Here is a 17784-nt window from a genome sequence, read left to right as displayed (position 1 = left end):
TCGCTGCAAGCATTTCGCCTCAACAGATAAAAAGAGACTGGCATGATCAACGGACTCACTGAAACGGAACTCTATGCACCAGTCGAGTGGCAGGATCGCTCCGATGGCTATCAGGATATTTTGTACCACACCACTGCCGATGGCATTGCGCGCATCACCATCAACCGGCCAGAGGTACGTAACGCTTTTCGCCCGCTAACGGTTAGCGAGATGGCCCAAGCGCTTAACCGCGCCCGCCACGACAGCGCCATTGGTGCCATTCTGCTTACGGGTGCAGGCGATAAAGCGTTCTGTTCCGGCGGAGACCAGCGCATTCGCGGTGACTATGGCGGCTACCAGGATGAAGAGGGCACCCACCACCTCAACGTGCTGGATTTCCAGCGCGATATTCGTACCTGCCCTAAACCGGTAGTGGCGATGGTGGCGGGCTACGCCATCGGCGGCGGCCACGTGCTGCATCTAATGTGCGACCTAACCATTGCGGCCGAAAACGGTGTCTTCGGCCAAACAGGCCCCAAAGTCGGCTCTTTTGATGGTGGCTACGGCGCCTCTTATCTGGCGCGCATTGTGGGTCAGAAAAAGGCCCGGGAAATCTGGTTTTTGTGCCGCCAATATAGCGCCGCCCAAGCGCTGGAAATGGGGCTGGTCAACCACGTGGTGCCATTGGAAGAGCTGGAAAAAGAGAGCGTGCGCTGGTGCCGAGAAATGCTGCAGCACAGCCCCATGGCACTGCGCTGCCTAAAAGCCGCGCTCAATGCCGACTGCGACGGCCAAGCTGGGCTGCAGGAACTGGCGGGCAATGCCACCATGCTCTACTACATGACCGAAGAGGGGCAGGAGGGCCGTAACGCCTTCAACGAAAAGCGCCGCCCGGATTTTTCCCGCTACCCGCGTAACCCTTAATGCAGCTAGCCCTTTACCGCTACTCCCTTCAGTTCCGCCAGCCGCTAATGTTTAAAGGACAGCGGCTGACGAACAGAGAAGGGCTGTTAGTTTCTATTAACGGGCAGTGGGGCGAGATTGCCCCGCTACCTGGTTTCTCGACTGAAACCCTGGCGGAAGTAGAAGCCGAAAGTTTGTCTTGTCTGGCTGCTTTAAAGCGCGGTGAGATAGCCTCCCCAGCGCTTCCGTCGGTGCAGTTTGGGTTCGACTGCGCCCAGCGCTCGTGGCCAAACAATCTTCCTACGCCTTTGTCGCCTTACCCGCTGCTCCAGGGAGCACCCGCGGAGTTGATAGAGTCTCTTTCAACCGCCGGTTGGCTAGCGTCGCCGCCGTCTCGGCTCAAGCTGAAAGTGGCACGCTATGCTATGGAGGAAGAACTGGCGTTGATCGAACAGCTCGACGCTCGGCTGCCCTCCACTAAGCTGATTCTGGATGCCAACGGCGGCTGGACGCGGGAAGCGGCCCAGCGCTTCTGTGAGCGCCTACCCCTTGCGCAAATCGACTACCTGGAAGAGCCCTGCGCTACCTTTGCTGACACTATTGCTGTTGCAGAAGCCACCGGGGTGGCCATTGCCCTGGATGAAACCCTCTCGCGCCGGGAAGAGTGGAGCTATCACCCGCAGCTTAAAGCCCTGGTGATCAAACCCACGCTGATTGGCTCGCTAAGCGACTGCGAGGTACTTGTTCAGCGAGCACGGGCGGGCAATCTACGCGTGGTAGTTTCCTCCAGCTTTGAATCCGATCTAGGCCTTGGGCTGCTTGCCCGGTTGGCCAGCGAGTGGGCACCCAATGAGCCGCCGGGGCTGGATACGGGGCATTGGCTCACCGAGCGCGTGACCACTGCCATGGGCGAAGTGATGACAGAAAACATGCATTGTCTCTCTAAATTGGAAAATTCAGCGTGATAGACACCTGCCCCATTCACTACTGGGCCAAAGAGACCCCTGAGAAAATCGCCATAGAGGCGGGCTCGGTAAAGCTTAGTTACCGAACGCTCAATCGCCGCGTAGCGTCTTTAGCGCAGCAACTGGCTCGGAAAGGTTTTGTGCCAGGTGATCGGCTAGTCGTCCCTGCCAAAGGCTCGCTTGAATCCTTGCTGCTGGCGTGGGCATGCCTGCGGGCCGGGGTGATTTTCTGCCCGCTTAACCCAGCGTTCCCTGTTGCTCAGCAGCTCAATTTAGCCAAGCGCTTGCAGGCTGGCCGTGTCTGCCAAACGGAAAACGACACCGATTACTCTTCACATTTAACTTCTTCACAGCTAACCCCGATCACCCTCGATTTCCTGGCGGAAGTTGGCGAAGGTGAGCCGCCAGCGCTCGATGGCAGCCAGCTGTGCAACACGATTTTTACCTCCGGCTCCAGCGGCACGCCCAAGGCGGTGCTACATCGCTTGGCCAATCATTTGGCCTCGGCGCGGGGATCGGCAGGGTTTATTCCCGTTGATCAAAACAGTGGCTGGCTGTTGTCGTTGCCGCTGTTTCATATCGGTGGCTACGCTATCCCGTTTCGCGTTTTTACGGCTGGTGGGCGGATTATTCTTGATGACGAGCCGCAAACGCTGCCAGCACGCCTTGAACATCAGTCGATTACCCACCTTTCACTGGTGCCCACCCAGCTCTGGCGGTTGCTGCAAGCGGGCTTTGCGCCCCAGCGCACGCAACTGCGCGAGCTGCTACTGGGCGGCGCGGCCATTCCCGCGCCGCTGGTGGCGAATATGACCTCCCTGGGGCTAACACCGAAAGTCAGCTATGGGCTGTCCGAGATGGCTAGCCAGGTCTGCACTGGTATACCTACCGCGCCGGGCGTCGTCGGCAGGCCGTTGCCAGGCCGTGAGGTGAGGGTGGTTGAGGGGGAGATACAGGTGCGCGGCGAGACCCTATTCTGCGGCTATTTGAATAATGGAGAGATTGATTCAGCCCTAAACGACGAGGGCTGGTTTGCTACCCGCGACAAAGGGCACTTTACTTCGGAAGGCGCGTTGGTGGTGGAAGGTCGGCTCGATAACGGTTTTATCTCAGGCGGCGAGAATATTCAGCCGGAAGCAATCGAGCAGCGTTTGGTCGATCATCCCAGCGTCGCTCAGGCGCTAGTGGTGCCGGTGCCCCACCCCGAGTGGGGTGAGCGTCCGGTGGCATTTATCGACTGGCATGCGAACTCCGTATCAAGCAAGACGCTAGCCGTCTGGGTGCGTGATGTGCTGCCCGGCTTTATGGTGCCCGATGCCTGGTTAGTGTGGCCGCCTGGGGTAGGCTTTAAACCTTCCCGTAAGCAGTTTGCTGAGCTGGCACGGGCACACGTAAATTTTGCCGTTTAGCGACGCGACCTTTTAAACTTTTCTCTTTATTCGGCTTATCCAGCTAAGTCAGCGTCAGTGCCAGCGGCATTCAGCATGGCGTGGAGCAGAACGTTGCAACCTGCATGGACATGCTCCGGCGTCGCGCTTTCGATCTCGTTATGGCTGATGCCATCTTTGCAGGGAATAAAGATCATCGCGGCGGGGGCTACGCGGCCTACAAACATCGCATCATGGCCCGCACCGCTGATGATATCCATGTGCGATAGACCGAGCTTCTCAGCCCCATCACGTACAGCATCAACACATTCCTTATTGAAGTATTCCGGTGCAAAATCCGCCGTAGGCGTTAATTCATACGCCAGGCCATGACGTTGGCAGATTTCTTCCACGGCGGCCGCGACAGCTTGGCCCATTGAAATGAGTGCTTCAGGCTCCCAGTGGCGCATATCCAGGGTCATTTTGACCTGACCGGGAATCACGTTACGTGAACCAGGGTGTAGGGTCATACAGCCAACCGTGCCGCGCCCGTGGGGCTGATGATCAAAGGCGATACGGTTGAGTGCTTGGGTGACTTCGGCCGCCCCCATCATGGCGTCGCGACGTAGGTTCATCGGCGTAGGGCCCGCGTGGGCTTCAAGTCCGGTCAGCGTTAAATCAAACCACTTCTGACCAAGCCCGCCGATCACCACGCCAATGGTAGTGTCGGTATCTTCCAGGATCGGCCCCTGTTCAATGTGCGGCTCAAAGTAGGCTTTTATCTCGCTTGGCGAGACGCTGTCGCTGCCGCGGTAATGGATGGCGTCCAGAGCATCGCTTACTGTGACGCCCTCTGCGTCAGTGCGCGCCATCATGGCGTCAAATGCAAGCTCGCCAGTGAATACGCCGGAACCCATCATGCAGGGCGGAAAGCGGCAGCCTTCTTCATTGGTCCAGGCGACGACTTCGATAGGGGATTGCGTGGTGATGTTGTGCTGGTTAAGGGTACGAATCACTTCCAGGCCGGAGAGCACGCCGAAGCACCCATCATACTTGCCGCCGGTAGGCTGGCTATCCAGGTGACTACCCGCCATCACGGTTTTGGCATCAGGGTCGCTGCCTTCTCGGCGGGCAAAAATATTGCCGATATTATCAATGCGAATGGTGCAGCCTTCAGCGCGGCACCATTGAATAAACAGATCCCGCCCCTGGCGTTCTAAATCGGTGAGTGCCTGACGGTTAACGCCGCCTTTGGCGGTGGCACCTAGCTTGGCCAACTCCATAAGCGATTCCCAAAGTCGATCGCTGTCAGTGCGTAAGTCAGCGATGGCGATTTTCGGTTCAATAAGCGAGTTCATATCAATTCCTTTTATTGAGCACGGAGGAAGCTGGCGACTCCCCGATTTATTATTTGGCTCATTGCTAGAGTAGAGACAAAAAAGCCCGTGATACGTATACATTATCTAACGTGAACAAAAGAAAAGCGTAATTTTACAAACGTGTGTGGTGGCGCATGCTGAGACCATGTCTCATAGCGATGGAGCTAGACACCATGTTTGGAATAAAAAGCAAAACCAAGACGCAAACCTCACCTTCTTCGATAGGGGAGTCACCCTCAAAAACGGCGCTTAATCAGCACTACTGGATGCCGTTTAGCGCCAACCGCGATTTCCACGCCAACCCGCGGGTTATCGCCGGAGCGGAAGGGCGTTACTACATTGATGATCAGGGCCGTAAGCTATTTGATTCGCTTTCCGGATTATGGACCTGCGGCGCGGGGCATAACCGCGAAGAGATCCAAAAGGCCGTGTCGGCGCAGTTAGGCAGCCTCGACTTTGCGCCAGGTTTTCAGCTTGGCCATCCGCTGGCGTTTAAACTGGCGGAAAAGGTTGCCAGCCTCACACCTGCCGGGCTAGATCACGTGTTTTTTACCAACTCAGGTTCTGAAGCCGCTGATACCTCTATCAAAATGGCCAAGGCCTACTGGCGGTTAAAAGGTAAGCCTGAGAAAACCCGCATGATTGGCCGTGCCAAGGGCTATCACGGGGTGAATATCGGTGGCACCAGCCTGGGCGGTATCGGTGGCAACCGGAAACACTACGGCCAGTTATTGGATGTAACGCATCTGCCGCACACTCTTCAGGCGGGCCACGCCTTCACCCGTGGCCAAGCGGAAACCGGTGCTGAGCTTGCCGATGCGCTGCACGATCAAATCGCTCTTCACGATGCTTCTACTATTGCGGCGGTGATTGTTGAGCCAATGTCCGGCTCGGCGGGGGTGATCGTACCGCCAAAAGGTTATTTGGATCGGCTGCGCGAGATCTGTACCGCTAACGATATTCTGCTCATTTTCGATGAAGTGATCACCGCCTTTGGCCGCAGCGGCGCAACGACAGGCGCGGAAGCGTTTGGCGTGACACCGGATATCATGAACGTGGCCAAGCAGATCACTAACGGCGCCATTCCTATGGGTGCGGTCATTGCTTCCAGTGAGATTTTTGACACCTTCATGAACGCCGGTGGCCCCCAACACGCTGTTGAGTTTTCCCATGGTTACACGTATAGCGCCCACCCCGTAGCTTGCGCGGCGGGGCTAGCGGCCCTTGAAATGATGGAGCGTGAAAACTTCCCCGCTCAGGTGAGCGCGATCGCGCCGACTTTTGAGCAGAAGCTGCATGCTTTGAAAGGCCGGAATCATATTGTCGATATTCGTAACTACGGCTTGGCCGGTGCTATTCAGCTAATCCCCCGCGACGGCGACCCGACGATTCGCCCCCGCGATGCGCACATGGCGCTCTGGGAGGCTGGCTTCTACGTGCGCTACGGCGGTGACACGCTGCAGTTTGGCCCTCCCTTTGGCTCCACCGAGGCTGAGCTAGAGCGGCTGTTCGATGCCGTTGCGACCACCTTGGATTCGTTAGCCTAATCTACTGATCAACTTCAGCGAGTTTAACTATAGAGAGTTTAACTATGAGTGTTGTTTCCCACCTGATTAACGGTGAGTTAGTCGAGAGCAAGCGCACGCTGGATGTCACCAATCCCTCCACGGGCAAAGTGATTCGCCAAGTCGCGGATGCGGATGCCGCCGATGTAGAGCGTGCGATTGCCGCCGCCCAGGCGGCTTTCCCTGCTTGGCGCGATACGCCACCCGCCAAGCGCGCCCAGGTGATGTACCGTTTTAAGCAGTTGCTGGAAGAGCACGCTGGCCGTCTAGTGCAACTGGTCAGCGAAGAGCATGGCAAAACTCCAGAAGATGCCATGGGCGAGCTTAAGCGTGGCATTGAGAACGTCGAGTACGCCTGCGGTGTACCGGAACTGCTCAAAGGCGAGTATTCCCACAACGTAGGGCCAGGAATTGATGCATGGTCAAACTTCCAGCCCTTAGGCGTGGTCGCGGGCATTACCCCGTTTAACTTCCCCGCCATGGTGCCGCTGTGGATGTACCCGATGGCGATTGCCTGCGGGAATACCTTTATCCTCAAGCCATCTGAGAAAGACCCTTCAGCGGCGATGGCGGTAGCTGAACTGCTACAAGAAGCCGGGCTACCTAAAGGCGTGATGAACGTCATTCATGGCGGTCGCGAAGCAGTGGAAACACTCTTGGATGCCAAGGCCGTTAAAGCCATTTCGTTTGTTGGCTCTACGCCCGTGGCGGAAGCGATTTACTCACGCGGTTCCGCAGCCGGTAAGCGCGTTCAGGCGTTGGGCGGGGCGAAGAACCACGCCGTGGTGCTGCCGGATGCTGATTTGGAAAACGCCGCCAATACGCTAATGGGTGCGGCTTACGGTAGCTGTGGCGAGCGCTGCATGGCGATTTCAGTGGCGGTATGCGTCGGCGATGAAACGGCCAATCGCCTGGTCGAAACCATGCTGCCTAAAATCGCTCAGCTCAAAGTGGGCCCTGGCACTGACAAAGGCCTGGATATGGGCCCGCTGGTAACGGCAGAGCACCGCGATAAAGTGCTCGGCTTCATCGAAGATGGCGTTAACGCCGGTGCAACGCTGGTGGCCGATGGCCGCAGCCTGAAAGTGGCGGGCCATGAAGAGGGCTATTTTGTTGGTGGCTGCTTGTTCGATAACGTTACCGCTGAGATGCGTATTTACCAGGAAGAGATCTTCGGGCCAGTGCTTTGCATCGTGCGGGTCGGCAGTTTGGACGACGCCATGCAGCTAATTAACGATCATGAATATGGCAACGGCACCTGCCTATTCACTCGCGATGGCGAGGCCGCCCGCCGTTTTACCGACGCTATTGAGGTTGGCATGGTGGGGGTGAACGTACCGCTGCCCGTGCCGGTGGCTTATCACAGCTTTGGTGGCTGGAAACGTTCTCTGTTTGGTGACCTTCACGCCTACGGGCCGGACTCGGTGCGCTTCTATACCCGCCGTAAAGCGGTTTCCCAGCGCTGGCCATCGGTTAGCGAAGCGACCCGGGCAGAGTTCTCGTTCCCCAACAATCAAAGTTGACGTCTTAGGGTAACTAGGACATCTTCTCAGCACCGTCGCCCTGCGATGGTGCTTTTTTTGGTGCGTACTTCAGACGTATAGGGACGAGGACAGCGTGGCGAGAACCCAGGACGAAATTCGGCAAACCAACGTAAAAAAGATTCTCCAAGCGGCAGAGCAGCTGTTTGCCGAAAAAGGCTATGCAGGTGCCTCAATGGGTGAAATCGCCCAACTGGCAGAGATCCCCAAATCCAATGTGCACTACTACTTCTCGACCAAAAAAGCGCTGTATCAAGATGTACTGTTAGAGCTTCTCGAAGTATGGAAACAGGATGCGCTGTGCTTTGAGCTTTACGATGATCCTCGCGTCGTGCTTTCCACCTATATTCGCGCCAAGATGACCCACTCCCGCAACCGCGCCCACGGCTCAAAAGTATGGGCGGCCGAAGTGATGCAGGGCGCCCCGATGCTTAAGGAGCGCCTTCGCGACAATCTTTACGAATGGGCCAAGCTGAAAGAGTCGAAAATCCGCGAATGGGTAGAATCAGGCCAGATCACCCCCGTCGAGCCTTCCTACCTGCTCTATATGATCTGGGCCTCCACCCAGCACTACGCTGATTTCGACTACCAAATCTACCTGCTCAACGATAACCAGCCGCTGGACGATCTACAGTTCGAAAAAGCCGTTCAGTCGGTTACCTCGGTGATTTTGCGAGGGATTGGGTTGACGGCGTGAGCGAACAAAGATGGCTTGAAGACATTTAAGTGTACGCCTAGACTATATATACATAGTTTAGGCGTACACTTATGGATCATATGGTAGCCCGCCAACGATTGGATGCATGGGATCGCCAGGGGCGTAATATCTTCACGTTGCGAGATCTCGCCAAGCTGTTCCATGAAGATAACCCGAAAACGCTACAAGAGGGCGTGAACCGTCTTCGCCGCCATGGAGTACTGGAAAGGGTTGCGCGGGGAATCTATCACTATGCACTGTCTCGAACCCCAGATGCTTATCGGCTGGAGCGTATCGCCCGGGCCATGCGGCGCGGCGAATACAGCTATGTTTCTTTAGAGTCTGCCTTATCTGAATACGGCGCCATCTCACAGATTCCGGTTGATCGACTGACCATTATGACCACCGGCCGAAAGGGAACCTATTACACGCCTTATGGCACCATTGAGTTCACCCATACACGCCGCCCAGTCACCGAGCTGATGGGGCGCATGAAAGATATTGGCCGCCCCCTCAAAATCGCGACGCCTGAAGCCGCTTGGGCGGATCTAAAGCGCGTAGGTAGAAATACTCATCTAGTGGATACCGAGGTGTTGAATGAACCGGATTGAGCCTGGGGATTATGAACAGCTAGTGGCGCAAGCCATGGAGGATCCAGCCCGTACAGCGATGCGGCCGGTGATTGAAAAGGAATTGCTCCACTTCGATATTCTATATGCGCTTGATAGAGAGGGGCTGCTCGACGCGTTGACGTTTCAGGGCGGGACTTGCTTACGGCTTTGTCGAGGATCGCCAAGATTTAGTGAAGATCTGGATTTTGCAGGAGGCCAAGACTTTAAACGCGAAGATTTTATGCGGATCAAAGAATGTATTGAAGCGTACATTAGCCGACGCTATCGCCTTGAGGTCACGGTGAAAGCACCCAAAGAGCTCAAAGACGATCCTCGATACGCCGATATACATGTCGACAAGTGGCAGGTTGCTGTTGTGACCTCGCCCATGAGGCCAGACATTCCGAAGCAGCGAATCAAGTTGGAGATTGCGAATATTCCTGCTTATACCCGTGAGGCACATGCGATCCAGATTCATTACCCTTTTCTGCCGGATGGATATAGTGATCTTTTGGTGGTCACTGAGAGCGACGATGAGATTATGGCGGATAAGCTCGTCTCGCTGGTGAATACGAAAAAGTATGTGCGCCACCGGGATATCTGGGACCTGCAGTGGTTAAAGCAGCAGGGCGCAGCCCCCAACCTTGATTTACTTCAGCGCAAACTCGCGGACTACCGTGTTGATGATTACTCAACCAAGGCGCGTAGCATAATTGAGAGGCTGCCAGCCATCATTTCAGGCTCTGCCTTTCACTCAGAAATGACTCGGTTTCTACCTGCTGACACGCTGGCGAGAACGCTGGATAATCCGCGGTTCGCTGGCTTTCTGTCGCGTGAACTTACCACAATGCTTAGTACCGCCGTGGCAACGCTTGAGGGGCGTGGTTCAAATACAGCACCACCTGAATTTAAGCTCTGAAAGCCAGTTTATTTTCTCAACGACTGAGCTGAACGGATGTATCAAACTTATGCCGCTTACGCGACAGTAGCGTGCGGAACTTGCGCAGGTTGTCATCGCCATAGAGCACGCGATCACAGAAGCGGTCGTACCCATCTAAATCAGCGACTGTCACTATCAACACAAAATCACACTCGCCGGTTACCTGATAGCACTGCTTCACTTCAGGGGCGCTTAGCGCTGTTGTTAAAAAACGCTGGTAGAGCGACTTATTATCGCGCTCCATCGTCACCTCCACCACCATATGCAGGCACTGCCCAAGGGCGTCAGGGTTGAGTATTGCTACTTCCCGCTCAATGATTCCTTCTTCGCGCAATCGCTTAACTCGTTTTAAACAAGCTGAGGGAGAGAGGCCCACTTCATCCGCTAATGCTTGATTGGTCAGGCTGGAGTCGCGTTGAAGCTGGTCAAGAATGCGTCGAACAATGGCGTCCATGAAATAAAATGCTCTTCCTATACTTATAAAGAACGAAAAATGATTGTTAGATCTGTATTGGAAAGAAGATTCTGCATTGCCTCTATTACCATAACAATTATTCAAACGATGGCAATGGAGAGCTAGATGCAGACGAGCATTCGTCACCTATTGGGCGACTTAGTTAGCATTTTAAAAGATGCGCTGAGGGTCTATCTGACGCTACTTAAAATCTTGATTCCAGCGCTGCTCATCGTCAAAGGATTTGAGCTCTTGGGTGTAATCGGCTGGTTTGGAACGGCATTAGCCCCCTTAATGGGCGTGCTTGGTTTGCCCGAACAAATGGGTGTTGTGTGGGCGGCGGCGCTCTTTACCAACTTGTACACCGCCATTGCGGTATTCCTCCAAGTAGCTGGTGATATGCACTTGAGTATTGAGCAAGTAACGGTGCTGGGTGCGTTGATGCTGGTAGGGCACTCGATTCATGTTGAAGGGGCCGTCGCCAAGCGCGCTGGCGTACCGTGGTGGGCTACATTAGTCCTGCGCGTAGGTGGGGCTTTGCTGCTTGCTTGGCTCTTGCACTGTTTCTATTCGTATTTTGGTTTGTTGCAAGCGCCAGCAGCATTGGTATGGCAACCAAGTTTGTCGACAGCGCCAACGATAAGCAGTTGGGCGATCGCACAGCTTGAAACGCTAGCGCTTATCTTTGTGATTATTTTAGCGCTGATTGTGCTCCTAAAACTTCTGAAAAAGCTCGGCCTGGAGCGCTGGATTCATCTTGGCTTGCTACCGCTACTCAAGCTATTAGGTATTGGCCGTTCGGCAGCTAATGTAACGGTGATTGGTTTTACGTTGGGATTAAGCTACGGCGCAGGGCTGCTGATTCGGGATGTGCAAAACGGCACCCTCAGCAAGCGCGATAGCACGCTTGCTCTATGCTTTCTCGGCCTCTGCCATAGCGTTATAGAAGACACGCTGCTGATCTTGATGCTGGGGGCCGATATAGCGGGCATTTTATGGGCACGGCTACTCTTTGCCGTTATTGTCACCGCTATGATTGCCCGCTGGCCTAAAACCACGATCAACAATCAAGTAGGCAAATACACTGGCTACCATTAACGCAAAATAAATATGTCCAAGCTGATAAAAAACACTGTCCACTATTCGATCCAGCCACTTTGCTCGTAGCGTTTTGCTGGAGATTAATCCCTCTCCGAGCCTACCTGCTCAGCAATCAAACACAAAAGCTCATACATAATGGTGGCACCCAACAGGGCGGTGTTACCGCTGGGGTCGAAGGGTGGAGAGACTTCCACGACATCGGCACCGATAAGCGGTAGGCCGCGAAAGCCGCGCACTAGCTGTAGTGCTTGCAGGCTGGTGAGGCCGCCGACCTCCGGGGTGCCAGTGCCTGGGGCGAAGGCAGGGTCGATGCTATCGATATCGAAGGATAGATATACCGGGCCGCTGCCGACCACACGGCGTGCTTCGGCGACCGTCGCTTCAATCCCCAGCGCATCCACTTCCTCCATAAACATCACCCGCATGCCGCTTGCCGCGGAGTAATCCCAACCTTGGGTGGTGTTCTGGGTGCCGCGAATGCCAATTTGTACCGTGCGTTTGGGATCAATCAGGCCATGTTCACAGGCGAGCCGGAAGGGGCCGCCGTGGTGAAATTTTGAGCCCTGAAACTCGTCCCAGGTGTCGGTATGAGCATCGATATGGATCAATCCCACCGGGCCATCGGCCGCTAAACCACGCAGGATGGGATAGGTAATCGAATGGTCGCCACCGGCGCTGAGCGGGATAACCCCTGCTCGGCGAATAGCTGAGTAATAAGCGGCAATATCATTAGAGACCTGCTCAAGGTCGTAGATCGACGAAAATTGAACGTCGCCAATATCGGCAATACGTGCCGTGGCAAAGGGATCCAGCCGGGTGACATGGTGTAGGCTGCGCATCATGCTCGACTGGTTGCGAATCTCCCGCGGGCCGTGGCGGGTGCCGGGGCGATTGCTCACGCCGCCATCGAACGGAATGCCGACCAGGGCAATATCAAGTTCATCCAATGTGTCGGCTAACGGTGCGCGTAAAAAGCTGGCTATTTCGCGATAGCGTGGCTCTTGGCGTGGTAGGTAGCTTTCGCCGGTGGCGGCGTTGCGGCGAGTACCGTCGGTTCCGTTGGCCATTTTGCTCTCCTTATCGGGTTAGGCTCGCCAAGCTGGCGGCCAGTAGCTGAGTGCCTGCGACGGCATCATCGAGTTCAGTATGCTCATCGGGGTGGTGGCTAAGGCCATCGCGGCAGGGCACAAACAGCATCGCCGTTGGGCAGTGGTTGGCGAGGTGAATCGAATCGTGAAAGGCACCCGATACTAATCGCGGTGCCGTAATCCCCAGCACATGGGCGGTGTCATCAAGTAGGGCGGTGAGGGTGGCGGGAAACGCCACTGGCTCAACGCGCGATAGCGATGTCAGTGTTGCTTTGCAGCCTGCCCAGGTCTGCTGGGCGAGCTCATTGAATTCGGCTTCCAGCGCTTTTAGCGTCGCGGCTTCCGGGTGGCGTAAATCAATAGTGAAGGTGACCTGGTCGGGAATGGTGTTCACCGAGCCAGGGCTGACGGCAAACTTGCCAATGGTAAAACGCACGCGGTCTTCGCTATCCCGGGCGGCCTCCCGCAGCGCGGTTGCCAGCGCACAGGCGCCTTCTAACGCATCGCGGCGCATGGCACGTGGGGTGGTGCCCGCGTGGTTGGCGCTTCCCGATACAGTGACTTCATACCAGCTAACGCCTTGAATACCTTCCACAATGCCTGCCGACACACCCTGGCGCTCCAGAATAGGGCCTTGCTCAATATGTAGCTCGAGAAAGGCATGCATCGGAGTTGCCAATGGGCGGCGGGGAACGCCTGCAGCGTCCAGTTCGGCCAAGCAAGTATCCAAGGCACTCCCCAGGCTGACGCCGTCGCTGTCTTCAACTAAGCGCGTTTCATCCAGGCTGCGCGCACCGCAAAAGACCGCTGAGCCAGAAGTGCCAGGTGAGAAGCGCGCCCCCTCTTCGTTGGTCCAACTTACCAGCGATAGAGGGCGGCGCGGTGTAAAGCCCGCCTGCTTAAGTGCGCGTAGTGACTCAAGCCCTGCCAGTACGCCCAGCGCGCCATCGTACTTCCCGCCTGCAGGCTGGCTATCCAAATGGCTGCCCGTGACGACAGGCTCAAGCTCGGGTTCACTGCCGGGCACATCCAGAAACACGTTGCCGATAGCGTCGACGCTTGCCTTGGCACCCAGGGCGCTGGCCTGCTCAATCAGCCAAAGCCGGGCGCGGGTGTCGTTGTCATCAAGCGCCAGACGTGCCACGCCGCCATCTGAACGACCACCCATCTTCGCCACCGTGGCTAAGTCGTTGGCGAGTCGTTCCGGGTTTACCGCTGCTACTATCGCCGCTAAATCAATGACGGGCTTGTCGGTTGGATAATGAAGGTGGCTTTCCATCAGGCTCTCCCTAGGGGATTTTATTCGTAGACTTCAAAATGTACCTCGACAGGCACGCAGTCTGCACCGTTGATGGGAATAATGTCTTGCGGGCAGGCGGACATCACGACAATACAGTCCATCTCAGCGCGTAGCTCCACATAGTCACCGGGTTTGGACACAGGCGGGCACCAGTCGACTTTCATCTGGTCATTAACGGGAATGTTCATCCATAGATTGAGCGGCTGGGGCACCTCAGGAGTGACAACGCCTATCGCCTTCATGGCTAAACGCAGGTTGTCGGCGCAGCTGTCGTGGTAGCCCTCGACACCCAGCGTCATGTAACGGAACAGGTCGCAGGCGGCCATTAGCGTGTCGTGGATACCTGGTGAAGTGTCGGCGGTGAGAGTCATGATCGGGCGACGGCGGTTACTTATCAGCGGGTCGCCGACTTGAGGAATCAGCGCGCTCAGCCAGGCACGCCCGTGTTCCCAAGACATGAACTCGTTGATGTTGTCAGTGCTAAACGCCCAGGTGTCGCACACTTGAGTGCCATGAGTATTAATAATACGAATGGTTTGCCCGGCTTTCAGACGCACCGCCCGGCCGCCACGAGCGGCGACTTCGTAGCGCTCGCCCATTACAGGTGTACCATCGGGTGTGATGGGGTTTTCCAAGCTGTGGTTATGGCCGCAAGGTTCGCTGTTGCTGCGCGGCAGTTGCTCAATGCGGGCGTGATCAAAGCGTGTATCAGAACTCATGGGGTGCTCCAGGTGTTTTAATCGTGTTGAGGTAACTGAATCAGTCGATATGGCGCTCGCGCCAAGTATTAAGAAACTGTTGAAGGCGTTCGCTTTTTGGCTGGCGGAACAGGGTCGCGGGCGGGCCGCTCTCTACCACGCGGCCTTGATCCATAAAAATCATCCGGTCGGCGACCTTGGCAGCAAATCCCATTTCGTGAGTGACGATCACCATGGTCATGCCGTCTGCGGCCAGCTTCTTCATGACATCCAACACTTCGCCGACCAGTTCCGGGTCAAGCGCCGAGGTAGGCTCATCGAAGAACATCACCCGGGGCTTCATGGCGAGTGCCCTAGCAATCGCCACTCGCTGTTTCTGGCCACCGGAAAGGCTCTCTGGAAAGTGACCCGCACGGTCGGCAAGGCCAACTTGTTCGAGCATCGCGATGCCTTCCGTGTCGGCTTGCCGCCGGGAAAGGCCGTTGACCAGACGCAGGGCTTCGGTCACGTTCTCCAGTGCCGTGCGATGGGGCCATAGGTGAAAGTGCTGGAACACCATGCCCACTGGCGCGCGCACTTCATCTACGCGTTTTTCGCTGGTGCGCACACGTTGACCACTGCGGTCTTCATAGCCCAATAATTGACCGTCGATATAGACGCTACCGTGATCGTAGGGCTCCAAAAACGCCAGACAGCGCAGCAGGGTGGATTTACCTGAACCGGAGGGGCCAATTACACAAACCACTTCGGAAGGGGCGAGGCTGAAGTCGATGTTGGTCAGCACTTCCAGATCGCCAAACTGCTTACTGATACCGTGTGCCTCAACAATGGCTTTTTGTTGAGTAGTCGCAGGCGGCGCGAGTGTGTCAGCCGTTGGCATGGGCGTTATCCTTTTGAGCGATATGGCGCGGTTGACGATTTGCCAAGCGTTTTTCCAGCGCATAGCCACCCCGGGCCACCAGTTCAATCATCAGCCAGTAGAGCAACGCAACCGCCAGGTAGGGCTCGATGACCTGAAAAGTCTGATTAACGATGGTGGTGGCGTTTTTGGTCAGGTCATCCACCGAGATAATCGAGATCAGCGCGGACTCTTTCACTAAAATGATCAGTTGATTGGTGCTTGGCGGTACGATCAAACGCGCCATTTGTGGAATCTGTATACGGACGAGTGCGTGCCAGGGGGAAATGCCGAGCATTCGCGCCGCTTCCAATTGGCCTTTAGGGATTGATTTGAAACCGCCCCGATAAATTTCCGCAAAATAGCCGGCACCGTAGAGACCGATTCCCACCACGCCAGCGACGCTGGCGCTTAACGTCAAGCCAATGCTGGGGCCGCCGTAATAGAGCAAAAACAGCAGAATCAGCAGTGGTATGCCGCGGCAAATTTCCACATAACAGGCCACCGGATAGCTGAACAGGCGTGGGTTGGCCAGCCGCAGCGCTGCCAGTACGAGTCCTAATGAAAGTGCCAGTAAGCAGCCTAATAAGCAGATCCACAGCGTGTTCCACAACCCTTGCAGAATCAGGTCACGCATTTCCCATATCAGGGCAATATCTAACATAGCTGACACTCCCCTATTCGGTGGCTAGGCCGCCGGCCATGCGGCGTTCCAAGTAAGCGCTGATGCGTGCCAGCACAAGATTGACGGCGAGATACAGCACGGCAGCGGCCAGGTAGGTTTCCAGCGGCTGAAAAGTACGTGAAGCGATTTGTTCGCTAACGCGCATTAGCTCGGTGACGGCAATCACTGAGATCAGCGATGAATTCTTGAGAATCGTGATGATCTCGTTGGTCAGTGGTGGCAACGTCAAACGAAATACCTGAGGCATGATGATGCGCCTGCGGGTTTGCCAAGCGGAGATGCCCGCCATGCGCGCCGCTTCTATTTGCCCAGCGGGAATATGGCTGATACCACTGCGGAAGATTTCCGCTTGGAAGGCCGTTGTATTCAGCGTTAGGGTCAAAATGGCAGCTGAGATAGGCGCTATCTCAATGCCGATTTCGGGCAGTAGGTAATAGACCAACAGCAGTTGCAGCAAAATGGGGGTGCCACGCCAAAAGCTGCGGTAAAGCCCGCAGGGCCAGCGCACTAGGCGATACCGGCTGGTCAAACCAAAGGCCAGCAAAACACCTAACACCAGGCCCAATGCGATAGCGGAAAGCGAGACCACCAAGGTGGTGGTCAAGCCTTTGAGCAGCACAGGGTAGTGGTTGAGTAAAATCTCAAACATGGTGCACCCGTCGGGAGAAGTGAATCGGCTTAACGAACGTCGTACCGATTTACTCGGCTGCAGGCAGTTCTAACGGTAGCACCATCGGGCCGCCAAACCATTTTTCCTGTAGCTCAGTTAAGGTGCCGTCTTCATTGAGGCGTTGAATCTGCTCGTCCATAAAGGTGTTAAGGGAAGCGCTCTCTTCGTCATCGCGTCCGGCCCAGGAGAAGTAAACCGGGTCGCCGAAAGTGCCGACCACTTCAAACACATCCGGACGGGTACGCTCGGCTTCGAGCAGGTTAGGGAGACTATTGATCACCACATCGACACGGCCCGTCCCTAGCTCGGCATAGGCCTCATCAACGCCTGTGTAGGTGCGAATATCTTCAACGGGAGTACCCGCTTCCTCTAGCTCCGCGGCCAACGCTTCCAGCGCTTCTAACTGCGCGGAGCCTGCTTGAGCGGCGGCTACTTTGCCGGCGATATCTTCAGGTGAGTTGATATCTTCTTCGCCAGCGCGTTTTAGAATGGCCATGGTGGCATCGGCAATGGGGGCGCTTAAGTGATAACGCTCCATGCGCTCTGGGGTGGCGGTGACAGAGGTAATCACGTAGTCAAAGCGCTCGCGCTCCAGCCCCGGCAGAATGCCTTGCCAAGGCAGATCCATGCGGATCAGTTCGACGCCCTCAAGCTCGGGCATGATGTGTTCCATGATGTCGGCGGAGTAGCCAACAATTTCGCCATCCTCGATATATTCAAACGGGGCGAAACGCGCTTCTGTGCCAACAGTAAAGGTGGCATCAGTGCGAATGTCTTCAAGCAAATCGCTGTGAGCGGTAGTGGCGAAGCTAACGCCAAGTAGGAGGCCAGCGGTGATAGTGGGGATGCGTTGCATGGGGATGCTCCTCGGGGTAGTGATACTCGAAACAAAGGCGAAGGCCTGTTGAACAAGAACCCCTTGAGTTAAGCAGGCGTTATGCAA

18 protein-coding genes are annotated in these 17784 nt (G+C 55.9%); 9 read left to right on the top strand and 9 right to left on the bottom strand.

Going from position 1 to position 17784, the window contains the following annotated elements; genetic code table 11:
- The first annotated feature begins 42 nt into the window (after positions 1–42).
- Genes menB through ACXUPB_RS18750 form a run of 3 tightly spaced genes read left to right on the top strand, consistent with a single transcriptional unit; the run spans position 43 to position 3256 of the window.
- Positions 43–903 (top strand): 1,4-dihydroxy-2-naphthoyl-CoA synthase, encoded by an 861-nt coding sequence (menB, locus tag ACXUPB_RS18760; RefSeq protein WP_472953952.1) that lies wholly within the window; start codon positions 43–45, stop codon positions 901–903.
- Entirely contained in the window at positions 903–1847 is a 945-nt protein-coding gene (gene menC, locus ACXUPB_RS18755; RefSeq protein ID WP_339934075.1) for an o-succinylbenzoate synthase, read from the top strand. Before menB ends, menC begins: the two co-directional genes overlap by 1 nt.
- Complete coding sequence (locus ACXUPB_RS18750) at positions 1844–3256, top strand: AMP-binding protein (RefSeq protein WP_472953949.1); 1413 nt, start codon at positions 1844–1846, stop codon at positions 3254–3256. The genes menC and ACXUPB_RS18750 overlap by 4 nt, the downstream gene beginning before the upstream one ends.
- Positions 3257–3291: 35 nt before the next feature.
- Here the strand turns inward: ACXUPB_RS18750 and ACXUPB_RS18745 are convergent, their stop codons facing one another.
- Entirely contained in the window at positions 3292–4572 is a 1281-nt protein-coding gene (locus tag ACXUPB_RS18745; protein WP_472953947.1) for a Zn-dependent hydrolase, read from the bottom strand.
- 194 nt (positions 4573–4766) lie between these two features.
- On the opposite strand from ACXUPB_RS18745, the gene aptA reads away from it, so the two are divergent.
- The 5 genes from aptA (at position 4767) to ACXUPB_RS18720 (ending at position 9926) form a co-directional block, all read left to right on the top strand.
- Positions 4767–6140, top strand: a complete 1374-nt coding sequence (gene aptA / locus ACXUPB_RS18740; protein WP_472953945.1) for an omega-aminotransferase AptA — start codon at positions 4767–4769, stop codon at positions 6138–6140.
- A 44-nt stretch (positions 6141–6184) separates the two neighbouring features.
- A complete protein-coding gene (locus tag ACXUPB_RS18735) occupies positions 6185–7681 on the top strand; it encodes a CoA-acylating methylmalonate-semialdehyde dehydrogenase (protein ID WP_472953942.1) in 1497 nt (498 codons plus the stop codon).
- A gap of 94 nt (positions 7682–7775) precedes the next feature.
- A complete protein-coding gene (locus ACXUPB_RS18730) occupies positions 7776–8396 on the top strand; it encodes a TetR/AcrR family transcriptional regulator (RefSeq protein ID WP_035561025.1) in 621 nt (206 codons plus the stop codon).
- Between the two features lie 71 nt (positions 8397–8467).
- Entirely contained in the window at positions 8468–9007 is a 540-nt protein-coding gene (gene abiEi, locus ACXUPB_RS18725; RefSeq protein WP_035561028.1) for a type IV toxin-antitoxin system AbiEi family antitoxin, read from the top strand.
- Positions 8994–9926 carry a nucleotidyl transferase AbiEii/AbiGii toxin family protein gene (locus tag ACXUPB_RS18720; RefSeq protein ID WP_472953939.1) on the top strand — a complete coding sequence of 311 codons (933 nt, stop codon included), beginning with the start codon at positions 8994–8996 and terminating at the stop codon, positions 9924–9926. Before abiEi ends, ACXUPB_RS18720 begins: the two co-directional genes overlap by 14 nt.
- Before the next feature lie 16 nt (positions 9927–9942).
- Here the strand turns inward: ACXUPB_RS18720 and ACXUPB_RS18715 are convergent, their stop codons facing one another.
- Complete coding sequence (locus tag ACXUPB_RS18715) at positions 9943–10401, bottom strand: Lrp/AsnC family transcriptional regulator (protein ID WP_472953937.1); 459 nt, start codon at positions 10399–10401, stop codon at positions 9943–9945.
- Positions 10402–10527: 126 nt separating this feature from the next.
- Here ACXUPB_RS18715 and ACXUPB_RS18710 point away from each other — a divergent pair, with 126 nt between their 5' ends.
- Complete coding sequence (locus ACXUPB_RS18710) at positions 10528–11499, top strand: hypothetical protein (RefSeq protein WP_472953935.1); 972 nt, start codon at positions 10528–10530, stop codon at positions 11497–11499.
- 83 nt (positions 11500–11582) lie between these two features.
- Here the strand turns inward: ACXUPB_RS18710 and speB are convergent, their stop codons facing one another.
- From speB to ACXUPB_RS18675, 7 genes are read right to left on the bottom strand one after another with little or no spacing between them, the layout of a single operon-like run.
- Entirely contained in the window at positions 11583–12569 is a 987-nt protein-coding gene (speB, locus tag ACXUPB_RS18705) for an agmatinase (protein WP_472953933.1), read from the bottom strand.
- 10 nt (positions 12570–12579) lie between these two features.
- Entirely contained in the window at positions 12580–13869 is a 1290-nt protein-coding gene (locus tag ACXUPB_RS18700) for a M20 family metallo-hydrolase (RefSeq protein WP_472953931.1), read from the bottom strand.
- Positions 13870–13889: 20 nt separating this feature from the next.
- Positions 13890–14609: a DUF1989 domain-containing protein gene (locus tag ACXUPB_RS18695; protein ID WP_472953930.1), complete on the bottom strand. Its 720-nt coding sequence runs from the start codon at positions 14607–14609 to the stop codon at positions 13890–13892.
- 40 nt (positions 14610–14649) lie between these two features.
- On the bottom strand, positions 14650–15468 hold the full coding sequence (locus ACXUPB_RS18690; RefSeq protein WP_339934083.1) for an amino acid ABC transporter ATP-binding protein: 819 nt from the start codon (positions 15466–15468) through the stop codon (positions 14650–14652).
- Positions 15455–16150 carry an amino acid ABC transporter permease gene (locus tag ACXUPB_RS18685; RefSeq protein ID WP_179916343.1) on the bottom strand — a complete coding sequence of 232 codons (696 nt, stop codon included), beginning with the start codon at positions 16148–16150 and terminating at the stop codon, positions 15455–15457. The genes ACXUPB_RS18690 and ACXUPB_RS18685 overlap by 14 nt, the downstream gene beginning before the upstream one ends.
- Positions 16151–16163: 13 nt before the next feature.
- Positions 16164–16820 carry an amino acid ABC transporter permease gene (locus tag ACXUPB_RS18680; protein WP_035561039.1) on the bottom strand — a complete coding sequence of 219 codons (657 nt, stop codon included), beginning with the start codon at positions 16818–16820 and terminating at the stop codon, positions 16164–16166.
- 49 nt (positions 16821–16869) lie between these two features.
- Positions 16870–17697 (bottom strand): transporter substrate-binding domain-containing protein, encoded by an 828-nt coding sequence (locus ACXUPB_RS18675; protein WP_472953927.1) that lies wholly within the window; start codon positions 17695–17697, stop codon positions 16870–16872.
- Positions 17698–17784: the final 87 nt, after the last annotated feature.

The sequence above is a fragment of the Vreelandella sp. DA03-1M genome, from assembly GCF_055725665.1.
Note: the sequence above shows the minus strand (reverse complement) of the source record. Positions and strands in the feature narration are given on the sequence as shown.

What these genes read in the sequence shown, in the direction of transcription:
- menB (WP_472953952.1), top strand. Translation starts at nt 43, where the DNA reads ATGATCAACGGACTCACTGAAACGGAACTCTATGCACCAGTCGAGTGG.
- menC (WP_339934075.1), top strand. Translation starts at nt 903, where the DNA reads ATGCAGCTAGCCCTTTACCGCTACTCCCTTCAGTTCCGCCAGCCGCTA.
- ACXUPB_RS18745 (WP_472953947.1), bottom strand. Translation starts at nt 4,572, where the DNA reads ATGAACTCGCTTATTGAACCGAAAATCGCCATCGCTGACTTACGCACT.
- aptA (WP_472953945.1), top strand. Translation starts at nt 4,767, where the DNA reads ATGTTTGGAATAAAAAGCAAAACCAAGACGCAAACCTCACCTTCTTCG.
- ACXUPB_RS18735 (WP_472953942.1), top strand. Translation starts at nt 6,185, where the DNA reads ATGAGTGTTGTTTCCCACCTGATTAACGGTGAGTTAGTCGAGAGCAAG.
- abiEi (WP_035561028.1), top strand. Translation starts at nt 8,468, where the DNA reads ATGGATCATATGGTAGCCCGCCAACGATTGGATGCATGGGATCGCCAG.
- ACXUPB_RS18720 (WP_472953939.1), top strand. Translation starts at nt 8,994, where the DNA reads ATGAACCGGATTGAGCCTGGGGATTATGAACAGCTAGTGGCGCAAGCC.
- ACXUPB_RS18715 (WP_472953937.1), bottom strand. Translation starts at nt 10,401, where the DNA reads ATGGACGCCATTGTTCGACGCATTCTTGACCAGCTTCAACGCGACTCC.
- ACXUPB_RS18710 (WP_472953935.1), top strand. Translation starts at nt 10,528, where the DNA reads ATGCAGACGAGCATTCGTCACCTATTGGGCGACTTAGTTAGCATTTTA.
- speB (WP_472953933.1), bottom strand. Translation starts at nt 12,569, where the DNA reads ATGGCCAACGGAACCGACGGTACTCGCCGCAACGCCGCCACCGGCGAA.
- ACXUPB_RS18700 (WP_472953931.1), bottom strand. Translation starts at nt 13,869, where the DNA reads ATGGAAAGCCACCTTCATTATCCAACCGACAAGCCCGTCATTGATTTA.
- ACXUPB_RS18695 (WP_472953930.1), bottom strand. Translation starts at nt 14,609, where the DNA reads ATGAGTTCTGATACACGCTTTGATCACGCCCGCATTGAGCAACTGCCG.
- ACXUPB_RS18690 (WP_339934083.1), bottom strand. Translation starts at nt 15,468, where the DNA reads ATGCCAACGGCTGACACACTCGCGCCGCCTGCGACTACTCAACAAAAA.
- ACXUPB_RS18685 (WP_179916343.1), bottom strand. Translation starts at nt 16,150, where the DNA reads ATGTTAGATATTGCCCTGATATGGGAAATGCGTGACCTGATTCTGCAA.
- ACXUPB_RS18680 (WP_035561039.1), bottom strand. Translation starts at nt 16,820, where the DNA reads ATGTTTGAGATTTTACTCAACCACTACCCTGTGCTGCTCAAAGGCTTG.
- ACXUPB_RS18675 (WP_472953927.1), bottom strand. Translation starts at nt 17,697, where the DNA reads ATGCAACGCATCCCCACTATCACCGCTGGCCTCCTACTTGGCGTTAGC.